Here is a 10,592-nt window from a genome sequence, read left to right as displayed (position 1 = left end):
GTACCGGGCATTGAAGGCCGCAGGGTCCGCCAGGGCGCGGAGGGCCTCCGCCACACGGCCCTGCCGCTCCTGGTCCAGGAGCCAGCCCCGGAGGTGTCCGGAGTGCACCATCAGGTCAAAGTCATAGAGCGTCTCCAGGGAGGCCTTGTCCTCCGACAGCGGCTCGATGACCGTCCCTGCCGGATCGTCGGCGAGGACCATCACATGGGGCAGTTCCACACTGGCGTTCTTCCGCACCGCCACCCGGGGCGGGATGCGGCTGAGCACGGTCCCCTCCGTGGCGCGGATGAGGGAGGTGGACCCCGGCTCATAGTCGTACTCCTCCAGATCCACCATGCCCACCAGCCCCCGGCGCACCTTGCCGGACGCCAGTGTGCGCTCCACATAGACGAGGGCGGAGGGGCAGGTCCGGAAGATCCCGTCCCGCAGATAGCGGCTCATGGTATTGGTCACATCCATGATATCCGTCTCCACGTTGGGTCCGTCCAGAGAGCTCTCCGGCAGGATGAGGTGGAGGGCGGAGGGCGCGGTCCCTACGAACCGCTCCACCCTCTGCCAGTATTCCGGCTGGGAGGTGTACTGATCACAGGCCACCACCGCCCATTTTTTCAGGTCGCAGCCCTGCGGGAGCAGGATATCGGCCGGGTAAAAGCCCAAGCCCCGAAAACGCTCGTCCATCGTGGATGATCCCCCTCGTCTATCTTCAGTCCATGGCCCGCCGAATGGCCGCCAAAAGCTCGTCAAAGGTCTCATAGGCGGGAAGCTCCGGGTGATCCGCCCTGATCTGGTCCGTGCTCTTGAAGAGGAAGCCCGCCTTGCTGGCCTGGATCATGCCCAGATCGTTGTAGCTGTCCCCGCTGGCGATAGTCTGATAACCGATGGACTGCAGGGCCTTCACTGTGGTCAGCTTGGACTGGGGGCAGCGCATTTGGAACCCAGTAATCTCCCCGTCGGGGGCCACCTCCAGCGTGTTGCAGAAAAGCGTGGGCCAGCCCAGCTTTTTCATCAGGGGCTTGGCGAACTGCTCAAAGGTGTCGCTGAGAATGATCACCTGGGTGAGGGAGCGCAGCTCATCCAAAAACGCTTTGGCTCCGGGAAGGGGATCAATAGTGGCGATGGTCTCCTGAATCTCCTTCAGGCCCAGGTGGTGCTCTTTCAGAATGGAGAGGCGATAGCGCATCAGCTTATCATAGTCGGGCTCGTCCCGGGTGGTCCGCTTCAGCTCCGGGATTCCGCTGGCCTCGGCAAAGGCGATCCAGATCTCCGGTACCAGCACACCCTCCATATCCAGGCATGTCAGATACATCCTGCTTGTCCTCCTCTCAAAATCACGCCGGCGGGGCACCTATTCTCCCCGCTCACGGGCCTGCTTCTTCTTCAGGTTGGTGAGGAAATTATCCATGCGGGTCAGCGCCTCGGCGATATCCTTCATGCTGGTGGCATAACAGCAGCGGACAAAGCCCTCCCCGCCCGCGCCAAAGGCGTTGCCCGCGATCACGGCCACCTTCTCCTCCATGAGGAACCGCTCACAGAAGTCCTCTGAGGACAATCCGGTGCCCCGGATATCCGGGAACACATAGAAAGCGCCCTTGGGCTCGAAGCAGGGCAGTCCAATGCGCCGGAGGCCCTCCACCAGATAGCGGCGGCGGCCGTCGTACTCGTCCCGCATCTTCTCGATATCCCTGTCCCCGTTTCGCATGGCCTCGATGGCGGCGTACTGGCTTGTGGTGGGGGCGGACATGATCCCGAACTGATGGAGCTTGAGCATCTGCTTGATGAGGGGTGCAGGTCCACAGAGATACCCCATGCGCCATCCGGTCATGGCGTGGCTCTTGGAGAACCCGTTCACCACAATGGTGCGCTCATACATATCCGGAATATTGGCGATGGAGACGTGGTGCTGGCCATAGGTGAGCTCGGCGTAGATCTCGTCGGAGATCACCATGATGTCCGTGCCCCGCAGCACTTGGGCGATGGCCTCCAGGTCCTCCCTGCCCATAATGCCGCCGGTGGGGTTGTTGGGGAAGGGCAGCACCAGGACCTTCGTCCTGGGGGTAATGGCGGAGCGCAACTCCTCGGGCGTAAGGCGGAACTCGTTTTCCGCCTTGGTCTCCACATAGACCGGAGTGCCCCCCGCCATGCTGGCCAGCGGACCGTAGCACACAAAGGAGGGCACCGGCACGATGACCTCGTCCCCGGGGTCCACCATACACCGCAGCGCCAGGTCGATGCCCTCGCTTCCGCCCACGGTGACGATGATCTGGCTGGCAAAGTCATACCTGAGTTGGAACCGCCGCTCCAGGTAGGAGGCGATCTCCCGCCGCAGCTCGGCCATGCCGGCGTTGGAGGTATATTTGGTAAAGCCCTTCTCCAGGGAGTAGATGCCCGCGTCCCGGATGTGCCAGGGGGTGACGAAATCCGGCTCGCCGATCCCCAGGGAGACGGCGTCCTTCATCTCCTCCAGGATGTCGAAGAACTTTCGGATACCGGAGGGCTTCACCTCCTGGATGCGGCTGGAGAGAATGGAATCGTAATTCATGTGAAAATCAGCTCCCTCTCCTGCTGCTCCTGCTTCTCAAAGATCAGGTGCTTCTCTTTATATTTTTTTAGAATAAAGTGGGTGGCCGTACCCGTCACGTCCTCGATGGTGGCCAGCCGCTGACCCACAAACTCGGCCACCTCCCGCAGGGTACGCCCGGAGATGATGACGGTGAGATCGAAAGCTCCGGACATCAGATAGACCGACTCCACCTCATCATACTGGTAGATCCGCTCGGCCACCCGGTCAAAGCCCGCGCCCCGCTGGGGCGTCACCTTGACCTCGATGAGGGCGGTGACGCTCTCTCGCTCAGTGCGGTCCCAGTCCACAATGGCCTGATAGCCCAGCACGATCTTCTCTTCCTCGTATCGCTTGATCTCGGCTTTGACTTCCTCGACGGTCATATCGGCCATGGAAGCCAACTGCTCCGGAGTGTGGGTGCAGTCCTCCTCCAGAAGACGTAACAGCTTCGTCTGCATGCGTCGTTCCTCCTATCTGCCTTTTCATCTGGGTATTGCCTGTAATTATACACGCATCGAAACCAATCGGCAAGTATGATTTGTTTTGGCCCTTGACTTTAATAAAATTAAAGTGTATAATCAATATTATGAAAATCAAAATTAAATCAGGAGGTGTGAAATGTCAATTTCCGTTGTACCGGAATGGATGGCGGAGCTGGATGAGGAGGATGTGGCGTTCATCCGCCGCTTTCTTCTGGCCTCCGGTTCCCTCAAGGAGGTGGCGGGAGAGTACGGGGTGAGTTACCCCACGGTCCGTCTGCGGCTGGACCGCCTCATCCAGAAAATCAGGCTGGGAGAGGACCGGGCCGCCGATCCCTATGTGGCGCTCATCAAGCGTCTGGCCGTCAGCGACAAGGTGGATTTCGACGCCGCCAAGATCCTCATCAGCGAATATAAAAAGCAAAAGGAGACGAATCAAACATGAACATCGCTGCCGCTCTGCTGCCCCTGGCTCTGTTTATCTATCTGCTGATCCCCACCGCCGTGCTGGGTGTAGCGGAATATTTCCTCTCCAAAACAGCCAGCCCCTGGCCGGGCCGGGTCCTGCCCATACTCTCCGCTCTCTTCTCCGTGTGTATCGCCGCGCTGCTGCTCTTCCAACTGGCGGCGGACAGCCCCTTTCCCGCGGTCCTGCTCCCGCTCGCCGCACTGGTGATCCTGAATCTCCCCACTGCGGTGTTCCTCATCATCCACCGCTGCACCCGCAGGGCCGTTCTGGAGAAAAAGGGCATCGAAAAAATGAACATCCAGGATCTGTGAAGCCCCCCCTTTCACCTTGCTTTTCCTCCCGGCCCATACTATAATATTTTTTATCTGCCTGGACGGCGCCCGGAGGGACGGCCACGCCGGTTTCTACCGGGCGCCGTCGGGGCAAATCGTAATCAGAATAGAAGGAGTCCGAGCCTATGGACCAGTCCTACATCCCCCAGGGGTACGCTCCCCGTCTCAACCTCTACGACACCCAGAAGGCCATCGGCCTGCTCAAGCGTCTTTTTGAGGACACGCTGGGCGGCGCGCTGAACCTGCGCCGGGTATCCGCCCCCCTGTTTGTGGAGGCATCCACCGGCCTCAACGACGACCTCAACGGTGTGGAGCGGCCTGTCACTTTTGATATTCCCGCCGCCGGGCGGGACGCCCAGGTGGTCCACTCCCTGGCCAAGTGGAAGCGCATGGCGCTCCACCGCTACCAGTTCTCCGTGGGGGAGGGGCTCTACACCGATATGAACGCCATCCGGCGGGATGAGCAGCCCGACAATCTCCATTCCGTCTATGTGGACCAGTGGGACTGGGAAAAGGTGCTCGCCCCCAGGGACCGGAACCTGGAATATCTCCAGCGGACCGTATCCACCATCGTGGACGCCATCTGCCAGACCCAGACCACGATCCGGGCCATGTTTCCCCAGCTCTCCCCCCTGCCCGGCATCAGCCGCGAGATCTCCTTTGTCACCACACAGGAGCTGGAGGACCGCTTCCCGGCGCTCACTCCAAAGGAGCGGGAGGACGCCTGGGTGAAGGACCATCCCACCACCTTTCTCATGCAGATCGGCGGGGCCCTCAAGTCCGGCAGCCCCCACGACGGCCGGGCCCCCGACTACGATGACTGGACCCTCAACGGCGACATTCTGGTGTGGAACACGGTGCTTGGCCGGGCCTTTGAGCTCTCCTCCATGGGCATCCGGGTGGACCCCGCCGCCCTGGACCGCCAGCTTTCCCTGGCCGGCTGCGACGACCGCAGAACCCTGCCTTTCCACAAATCCCTGCTGGCCGGCGAGCTCCCCCTCACTGTGGGCGGCGGCATCGGCCAGTCCCGGCTCTGCATGCAGCTTCTGGGGAAGGCCCACATCGGCGAGGTTCAGGCCAGCGTGTGGGATGAGGAGACCATCCGGGTCTGCCAGGAGGCCGGGGTGATCCTCCTCTGAGCCATGGCGAAAAATCTTTATGAGACCCTCACCGGAGCGCCCAAGCCCCGGAAACGCTGGACCCCTCTGCGGATCGTCCGCTGCTTCCTGCTCGTCTACCTGCTCTATTTCGCCGTGGGCGCCCTGCTTCCCTTCACCCTCCACCCGGGGGTGAGCGCCGCCGTGCAGGGGCGCTTCGACCCCGCCGCTTTTCGGGGTTCGGACTCCACGGACCGGGCGGCTCTGGTCCTGGACAATCAGGATGCCCTGGGCCTGCGCCTTCAAATGATCGCCGGTGCGGAGGAGTCCATCATCCTCACCTCCTTCGATATCCGGGACTGCGAGAGCGCCCGTGACATCTTCGCCGCCCTACTGGCCGCCTCCGAGAGGGGCGTGGAGGTCCGAATCCTGTGGGACGGCATGAGCGGCATGCTCCATGGCCGCGCCCCCGTGTTCCGCGCGCTTGGGGAGCGGGACAATGTGGAAATCCGCTTCTATAACGAGCCCAACTTTCTCCTGCCCTGGACCTTCAACGGGCGGATGCACGACAAATACCTCATCGTGGACGGCTCCCTCATGGTGCTGGGCGGGCGGAACACCTTCGATCTCTTTCTTGGGGATTATGTTCCCGACAGCCAGAAGAGCCACGACAACGATGTTCTGGTCTGCAACACCGCCCCCACGCTGGAGCACAGCGTCATCGGCCAGGTGGAGGGCTATTTTGAAAAGGTGTGGGATCAGCCCGATACCCGCCCCGCCCTGGAGCGCACCCCCACGCTGCGCGCCGCCGCTGTGGCGGCCGCCGCCGGGGAGCTGCGGGCGCGGCCCGCCTACGCCCTCACTCCGGCGGGACTGGACTACGAGGCCATGACCGTCCCTGTGGAAAAGGCCACGCTCCTCACCAATCCCACCGGCATCTTCGCCAAAGAACCCACTCTCTGGTGGCATCTCCAGCAGTTGATGGAGGGGGCCCGGGACCGGGTCTACCTCCAGACGCCCTATGCCGTTCCCAGCGCCGCCATGTACGACGGTCTCGCCCGGGTGGTGGAGAAGGGCATCCCCTTTGAGATGCAGCTCAACTCAGTGGCCGTGGGGGACAATCTTGTGGCCTCTTCCGACTACCTCACCAACCGCTCCCGCCTGCTGGATACCGGGGTGACGGTGTGGGAGTGGTTCGGCGATTACTCCTCCCACGGCAAGGCCGCCCTCATTGACGATCTGGCGGTGGTGGGCTCCTATAACTTCGATATGCGCAGCACCTATCTGGACACTGAAATGATGCTGGTTTTTTATGGGGACGCCTTTTACGACCTGCTGGAGGCCAACCTGATGGAAATGGAGGCACAGTGCCTGCAAGTCTCGGAGGAGGGGTACCTTCCCCGGGCCGGCGTGGAACCTAAGACCTATGGCCCCCCAAAATCGATCCTCTACCCCGTTACGCAGTGGCTGAGCCAGCCCTTCCGCTTCCTGATCTGAGGGTCTTGCGGGGAGGTTTCCCGAAAACGGAGGGCCGGAGGGCGTCCCGGGGGACGCCCACCGGCCCTTTTCCTATTACCTATTATTTGAACTTTACCGCCGTGCCGTAAGCGATGACCTCGGCCGCCCCCTGCATGACGGCGGCGGATGCGTAGCGCATACACACCACCGCGTCGGCTCCCAACTGCTCCGCGTCCTCCACCATCCGCTTGGTGGCCAGGGCCCGGGCCTCATTCATCATTTCGGTGTACGCCTTGAGCTCGCCGCCCACCAGCGTTTTGAATCCCTGTGTGATGTCCTTGCCGATATTTTTGGACTGGATGGTGCTTCCCCGGACCAGCCCCAGGGTCTCCAGCTCCCTGCCGGAAATCGTCTCAGTAGTTGTCAAGATCATCCTCTTCACCACTCCTTATCTCTTTGATCCGTTCCACCAGCACGTAAACAGACACGCCGACCAGCGCCAAAGGGATCAGGGCCCCGATCAGCTTTACCGGGAGGGGCAGGCCGGGAAGCAGACGGAAAACTGTGATCCCCCAGCCCCCAAACCAAATACACAGCAGCGCCGTGACCGCGATCGGGGCCGCCAGTTTTCCCTTTTTCATGCCGCCGCCTCCTTTCAACATGGATAAGGACAGTATACTCCGCCGTGCAGAGGAGGTCAATGGCAGGAAAAGTCTGTTTTCGGCCTTGACAAGCGGGCGGGATGCTGGTATACTGTCATAGCATAACAAAGCAGGAACGGTACCCCCGTCCTCACCTCCAGCCAGGCGGCGAAGAGGTCAACATGGAAAACTTTACGCCGGTCTGCCGGCGTGGTTTTGATGTGTCGATTGCGGGTACCCTTCCGGGTGTCCGCATTTTTATTGCGATTTAGGAGGTGCTTTCGTATCAGTAACATGAGTCATCAGATCAACGACGAGATCCGGGACCGCGAGGTCCGCTTGGTTTCCGAGTCGGGGGAGCAGCTGGGTATTATGTCCGCCCACGACGCTTTGGCAAAGGCCGAAGAGGCGGGATTGGACCTGGTGAAGATCTCTCCCAAGGCCACCCCTCCCGTATGCAAGTTGATGGATTACGGAAAGTTCAAATTCGAGCAGTCCAAGCGGGAGAAAGAGGCCAGGAAGAACCAGCATGTCGTGGAGATCAAAGAGGTGCGCATGTCTCCCGGTATTGACGTGAACGATTTTAACGTCAAGCTCCGCAACGCCCAGAAGTTTTTGGCCGAAGGGAACCGGGTCAAGGCTACCGTCCGCTTCCGCGGGCGCGAGATGGCCCACACCGACATCGGCAGAAAGCTCCTCATGAAATTTGCGGAGGATTGCGCCGAGGTCGCCGTAATGGACAAAGAGCCCAAACTGGACGGCCGCCATATGAACATGTTCCTGTCTCCGAAGGTCTCCAGGGATGCCACAAAGTAAGAAAAAAGGAGTCAATTGATATGCCTAAGATCAAGCTGAAGACCCACAGCGGCGCGAAGAAGAGATTCAATCTCACCAAGAGCGGCAAGGTCAAGCGCGCTCACGCCTTTAAGTCCCACCTCCTCAACGGCCACGGCAAGGATACCAAGCGCAAGAGAGGCCTCCGGGCTGGCGCTTACGCGGACAAGACCAACGAGTCCGCGATCAAGCGCATGATCCCCTATAAATAAGAACTTTTTACCATAACATAGGAGGCTAATCGACAATGGCTAGAGTGAAAGGCGCGATGATGACGCGCAAGAGAAGAAATAAGGTCCTGAAGCTGGCGAAGGGGTACTGGGGCGCCAAGAGCAAGCACTTCAAGATGGCCAACGAGCAGGTCATGAAGTCCCTCAAGTACGCTTACACCGGCCGCCGCCTGAAGAAGCGTGATTTCCGTTCCCTGTGGATCACCCGCATCTCCGCGGCCTGCAAGATGAACGGCATGAACTATTCCACCTTTATGAACGGCCTGAAGAAGGCCGGCGTGGAGATCAACCGCAAGATGCTCTCCGAGCTGGCCGTCAACGACAAGGCCGCCTTCACCCAGCTCACTGAACTGGCCAAGTCCAAGCTGGCCTGATTTTCTTTCGTCAATTGACACAAACCCCCGGCGTCTGTGTGGGAAACCCATCGAGACGCCGGGGGTTTGTGTGTTACATTTTGGAAAACTGTTCCTTCCCCAGTCCGCACAGCGGGCATACCCAGTCCTCCGGCAGCGCACTGAATGGCGTTCCAGCGGGTACACCGCCCTCAGAATCGCCCACTTCCGGGTCATAAATATAACCGCAGGCGTCACAGATGTATCTCTCCACAGTCCATTCCTCCTTGTTCAAATTGACGATTGCTATTTTGCCCCAGCGGGACTAAGATATACCGGTGCTTCAGAGAAGCAGTGCCTCATGCTTCTTTCCGCCCCTGGCTGTTCCCCTTCCCCGGCGGCGGTCCCGCCGCTCCATTTTTAGAATCGAGGTGTTCCTCCGCATGGAATCCTATCATTTTCTTCTGGATCTGGCGCTCATTCTCGTCAGCACCAAGCTCCTCGGCATCGTCACCAAGCGCTTCGCCATGCCCCAGGTGGTGGGCGCGCTGGTGGCCGGACTGATATTCGGCCCCGCATTTCTGGGGCTTCTCCAAGAGACCGCCTTCATCGACCAGGTGGCGGAGCTGGGCGTGATTGTCCTTATGTTCACCGCCGGCCTGGAGACGGATATTCACGAGCTCAAAAAGTCCGGCGGTCCAGCCTTTGTGATCGCTTTGTGCGGCGTCCTGCTCCCTCTGGCAGGCGGCTTTCTTCTGTCCGCCGCTTTCAACCGCGGCGCAGAGCACCTCCTGGAAAACGTCTTTATCGGCATCATCCTCACCGCCACCTCGGTGAGCATCACGGTGGAGACCCTCCGGGAGATGGGCAAACTCTCCACCCGCTCGGGCAACGCCATTTTGGGCGCCGCCCTTATCGACGACATCCTGGGTATCGTGGCCCTCACCCTCATCACCAGCCTGGCGGATGAGAGCGTGAACATTGTCACCGTCCTGCTGAAAATCGTGGCATTCTTCGTTGTGGCCCTGGTCCTGGGCGTATTCCTGCACAAGCTCATTGAAAAGGTTACCGGCGGAGCGGGCAGGGACCGGAAGCGCTACGCCATCCTCGCCTTTGCCATGTGCCTCTTCTTCTCCTACGGGGCGGAGCAGTTTTTTGGCGTGGCCGATATTACGGGAGCCTATATTGCCGGCCTGATCATCTCCAACACCTCACGGGCCACCTATGTCGCGGCAAAGTGCGAGACCATCTCGTATATGTTCTTCTCTCCCGTTTTCTTTGCCAGTATCGGGGCGAAAGTGGTCCTGCCGGAAATGAGCGCCTCCATCGTGCTTTTCTCCCTGCTTCTCATCGCAGTGGCCGTGATTACCAAGGTGATCGGCTGTGGACTGGGCGCCAAGCTGTGCCGTTACTCCGGCAAAGAGTGCGTCCAGATCGGCGTGGGCATGATCTGCCGCGGTGAGGTGGCCCTCATCGTCACCACAAAGGGTATCTCCCTGGGGATGCTCCAGTCGGAATATGTGGCCCCCGTCATCCTCATGGTGGTGACCAGCACCATCTGCACGCCCATTCTTCTCAAGCTGGTGTATCGTGGCCGCAAGGAATACGGCGATCTGGTCCAGAGCGATCTGGTGGACCAGTATGAGGCGGTGCAGGACCTGGATCTTGCCGCGCAGTCCGTCTTGGAGGACCATGAGCAGCTTGTCAAGCAGGGCAAGGCGCTCCAGGAAAAGCATACGAACTAGGCCGCCACATTTTCGGCACAAGCCAAACGGCGCGGACCGCTTCCCTGAAAGGGAAACGGTCCGCGCCGTTTTGTGTTTTTCGAAAATCAGGCCGGTTGGATACATGGAAACAGGCCCAGCGACAGGGGCTTCGTCCGTCCGGCAAACCATTCTTTGCGGAAGTGCTGTCCGGATGAAAAAACACCCGCCGACAGAGCGTTTTCACAATGTCCAAACAAGATCTCAGCGGCAGTGCTCACAGCCGCCAAGTTGGAAGGACGCGCACTCGGTGGCGGTGCAATCGGTGACCTTGGGGTCACAGCAGCCCACCTTGATCTCATTGAGAGAACAATGGTTCTGGTCCTTGCAGTGATAGGCGCAGCTTGTCACCGTACAGGCGATGCTGGGATTGGAATTTCTGTGTTCCATCGTACAT

16 protein-coding genes are annotated in these 10,592 nt (G+C 60.1%); 8 read left to right on the top strand and 8 right to left on the bottom strand.

The genetic code is table 11. From position 1 onward, the window contains the following. The 4 genes from ABUA09_RS10495 to ABUA09_RS10480 form a co-directional block, all read right to left on the bottom strand. On the bottom strand, positions 1-678 hold a 678-nt coding region (locus tag ABUA09_RS10495), incomplete at its 3' end, for a DUF1015 family protein (protein ID WP_349949350.1). 25 nt (positions 679-703) lie between these two features. Continuing rightward, positions 704-1,306 carry a bifunctional phosphoserine phosphatase/homoserine phosphotransferase ThrH gene (thrH, locus tag ABUA09_RS10490; protein WP_033119226.1) on the bottom strand — a complete coding sequence of 201 codons (603 nt, stop codon included), beginning with the start codon at positions 1,304-1,306 and terminating at the stop codon, positions 704-706. A gap of 39 nt (positions 1,307-1,345) precedes the next feature. Then, positions 1,346-2,539, bottom strand: coding sequence for a pyridoxal phosphate-dependent aminotransferase (locus tag ABUA09_RS10485; RefSeq protein WP_033119227.1), 1,194 nt, complete (start codon positions 2,537-2,539; stop codon positions 1,346-1,348). Continuing rightward, positions 2,536-3,018: an Lrp/AsnC family transcriptional regulator gene (locus tag ABUA09_RS10480; protein WP_033119228.1), complete on the bottom strand. Its 483-nt coding sequence runs from the start codon at positions 3,016-3,018 to the stop codon at positions 2,536-2,538. The genes ABUA09_RS10485 and ABUA09_RS10480 overlap by 4 nt, the downstream gene beginning before the upstream one ends. 160 nt (positions 3,019-3,178) lie before the next feature. On the opposite strand from ABUA09_RS10480, the gene ABUA09_RS10475 reads away from it, so the two are divergent. From ABUA09_RS10475 to ABUA09_RS10460, 4 genes are all read left to right on the top strand, one after another. Next, a complete protein-coding gene (locus ABUA09_RS10475; protein WP_033119229.1) occupies positions 3,179-3,484 on the top strand; it encodes a DUF2089 family protein in 306 nt (101 codons plus the stop codon). Further along, positions 3,481-3,819 carry a hypothetical protein gene (locus ABUA09_RS10470; RefSeq protein WP_033119230.1) on the top strand — a complete coding sequence of 113 codons (339 nt, stop codon included), beginning with the start codon at positions 3,481-3,483 and terminating at the stop codon, positions 3,817-3,819. Before ABUA09_RS10475 ends, ABUA09_RS10470 begins: the two co-directional genes overlap by 4 nt. 146 nt (positions 3,820-3,965) lie before the next feature. Next, positions 3,966-4,979, top strand: a complete 1,014-nt coding sequence (gene asnA / locus ABUA09_RS10465) for an aspartate--ammonia ligase (RefSeq protein ID WP_033119231.1) — start codon at positions 3,966-3,968, stop codon at positions 4,977-4,979. Positions 4,980-4,982: 3 nt separating this feature from the next. Continuing rightward, positions 4,983-6,434 (top strand): phospholipase D-like domain-containing protein, encoded by a 1,452-nt coding sequence (locus tag ABUA09_RS10460; RefSeq protein ID WP_195614814.1) that lies wholly within the window; start codon positions 4,983-4,985, stop codon positions 6,432-6,434. An 82-nt stretch (positions 6,435-6,516) separates the two neighbouring features. Here the strand turns inward: ABUA09_RS10460 and ABUA09_RS10455 are convergent, their stop codons facing one another. After that, complete coding sequence (locus tag ABUA09_RS10455) at positions 6,517-6,828, bottom strand: YbjQ family protein (RefSeq protein WP_058117256.1); 312 nt, start codon at positions 6,826-6,828, stop codon at positions 6,517-6,519. Further along, on the bottom strand, positions 6,809-7,036 hold the full coding sequence (locus ABUA09_RS10450) for a hypothetical protein (protein WP_033119233.1): 228 nt from the start codon (positions 7,034-7,036) through the stop codon (positions 6,809-6,811). Before ABUA09_RS10450 ends, ABUA09_RS10455 begins: the two co-directional genes overlap by 20 nt. Before the next feature lie 294 nt (positions 7,037-7,330). On the opposite strand from ABUA09_RS10450, the gene infC reads away from it, so the two are divergent. Genes infC through rplT form a run of 3 tightly spaced genes read left to right on the top strand, consistent with a single transcriptional unit; the run spans position 7,331 to position 8,474 of the window. Beyond that, a complete protein-coding gene (gene infC / locus ABUA09_RS10445) occupies positions 7,331-7,852 on the top strand; it encodes a translation initiation factor IF-3 (RefSeq protein ID WP_242857408.1) in 522 nt (173 codons plus the stop codon). Between the two features lie 20 nt (positions 7,853-7,872). Then, positions 7,873-8,082 carry a 50S ribosomal protein L35 gene (gene rpmI, locus ABUA09_RS10440; protein ID WP_033119235.1) on the top strand — a complete coding sequence of 70 codons (210 nt, stop codon included), beginning with the start codon at positions 7,873-7,875 and terminating at the stop codon, positions 8,080-8,082. Positions 8,083-8,117: 35 nt separating this feature from the next. Then, complete coding sequence (rplT, locus tag ABUA09_RS10435) at positions 8,118-8,474, top strand: 50S ribosomal protein L20 (protein ID WP_033119236.1); 357 nt, start codon at positions 8,118-8,120, stop codon at positions 8,472-8,474. A 73-nt stretch (positions 8,475-8,547) separates the two neighbouring features. Here rplT and rd read toward each other — a convergent pair whose 3' ends face one another. Next, positions 8,548-8,706, bottom strand: coding sequence for a rubredoxin (rd, locus tag ABUA09_RS10430; protein ID WP_075703493.1), 159 nt, complete (start codon positions 8,704-8,706; stop codon positions 8,548-8,550). A 169-nt stretch (positions 8,707-8,875) separates the two neighbouring features. Here rd and ABUA09_RS10425 point away from each other — a divergent pair, with 169 nt between their 5' ends. Further along, positions 8,876-10,177 (top strand): cation:proton antiporter, encoded by a 1,302-nt coding sequence (locus ABUA09_RS10425; protein ID WP_195614872.1) that lies wholly within the window; start codon positions 8,876-8,878, stop codon positions 10,175-10,177. Positions 10,178-10,399: 222 nt separating this feature from the next. Here ABUA09_RS10425 and ABUA09_RS10420 read toward each other — a convergent pair whose 3' ends face one another. Continuing rightward, positions 10,400-10,585 (bottom strand): DUF1540 domain-containing protein, encoded by a 186-nt coding sequence (locus tag ABUA09_RS10420; protein WP_033116340.1) that lies wholly within the window; start codon positions 10,583-10,585, stop codon positions 10,400-10,402. Positions 10,586-10,592: the final 7 nt, after the last annotated feature.

Source organism: Intestinimonas sp. RTP31139st1_F5_RTP31139_211217, assembly GCF_040226735.1.
Lineage (GTDB): Bacteria > Bacillota > Clostridia > Oscillospirales > Oscillospiraceae > Intestinimonas > Intestinimonas butyriciproducens.
This window is presented reverse-complemented; position numbering and strand designations above follow the sequence as displayed.

What these genes read in the sequence shown, in the direction of transcription:
- rplT (WP_033119236.1), top strand. Translation starts at nt 8,118, where the DNA reads ATGGCTAGAGTGAAAGGCGCGATGATGACGCGCAAGAGAAGAAATAAG.
- ABUA09_RS10470 (WP_033119230.1), top strand. Translation starts at nt 3,481, where the DNA reads ATGAACATCGCTGCCGCTCTGCTGCCCCTGGCTCTGTTTATCTATCTG.
- ABUA09_RS10425 (WP_195614872.1), top strand. Translation starts at nt 8,876, where the DNA reads ATGGAATCCTATCATTTTCTTCTGGATCTGGCGCTCATTCTCGTCAGC.
- rpmI (WP_033119235.1), top strand. Translation starts at nt 7,873, where the DNA reads ATGCCTAAGATCAAGCTGAAGACCCACAGCGGCGCGAAGAAGAGATTC.
- ABUA09_RS10485 (WP_033119227.1), bottom strand. Translation starts at nt 2,539, where the DNA reads ATGAATTACGATTCCATTCTCTCCAGCCGCATCCAGGAGGTGAAGCCC.
- ABUA09_RS10480 (WP_033119228.1), bottom strand. Translation starts at nt 3,018, where the DNA reads ATGCAGACGAAGCTGTTACGTCTTCTGGAGGAGGACTGCACCCACACT.
- asnA (WP_033119231.1), top strand. Translation starts at nt 3,966, where the DNA reads ATGGACCAGTCCTACATCCCCCAGGGGTACGCTCCCCGTCTCAACCTC.
- ABUA09_RS10475 (WP_033119229.1), top strand. Translation starts at nt 3,179, where the DNA reads ATGTCAATTTCCGTTGTACCGGAATGGATGGCGGAGCTGGATGAGGAG.
- ABUA09_RS10450 (WP_033119233.1), bottom strand. Translation starts at nt 7,036, where the DNA reads ATGAAAAAGGGAAAACTGGCGGCCCCGATCGCGGTCACGGCGCTGCTG.
- ABUA09_RS10420 (WP_033116340.1), bottom strand. Translation starts at nt 10,585, where the DNA reads ATGGAACACAGAAATTCCAATCCCAGCATCGCCTGTACGGTGACAAGC.
- ABUA09_RS10460 (WP_195614814.1), top strand. Translation starts at nt 4,983, where the DNA reads ATGGCGAAAAATCTTTATGAGACCCTCACCGGAGCGCCCAAGCCCCGG.
- ABUA09_RS10455 (WP_058117256.1), bottom strand. Translation starts at nt 6,828, where the DNA reads ATGATCTTGACAACTACTGAGACGATTTCCGGCAGGGAGCTGGAGACC.
- thrH (WP_033119226.1), bottom strand. Translation starts at nt 1,306, where the DNA reads ATGTATCTGACATGCCTGGATATGGAGGGTGTGCTGGTACCGGAGATC.
- infC (WP_242857408.1), top strand. Translation starts at nt 7,331, where the DNA reads ATGAGTCATCAGATCAACGACGAGATCCGGGACCGCGAGGTCCGCTTG.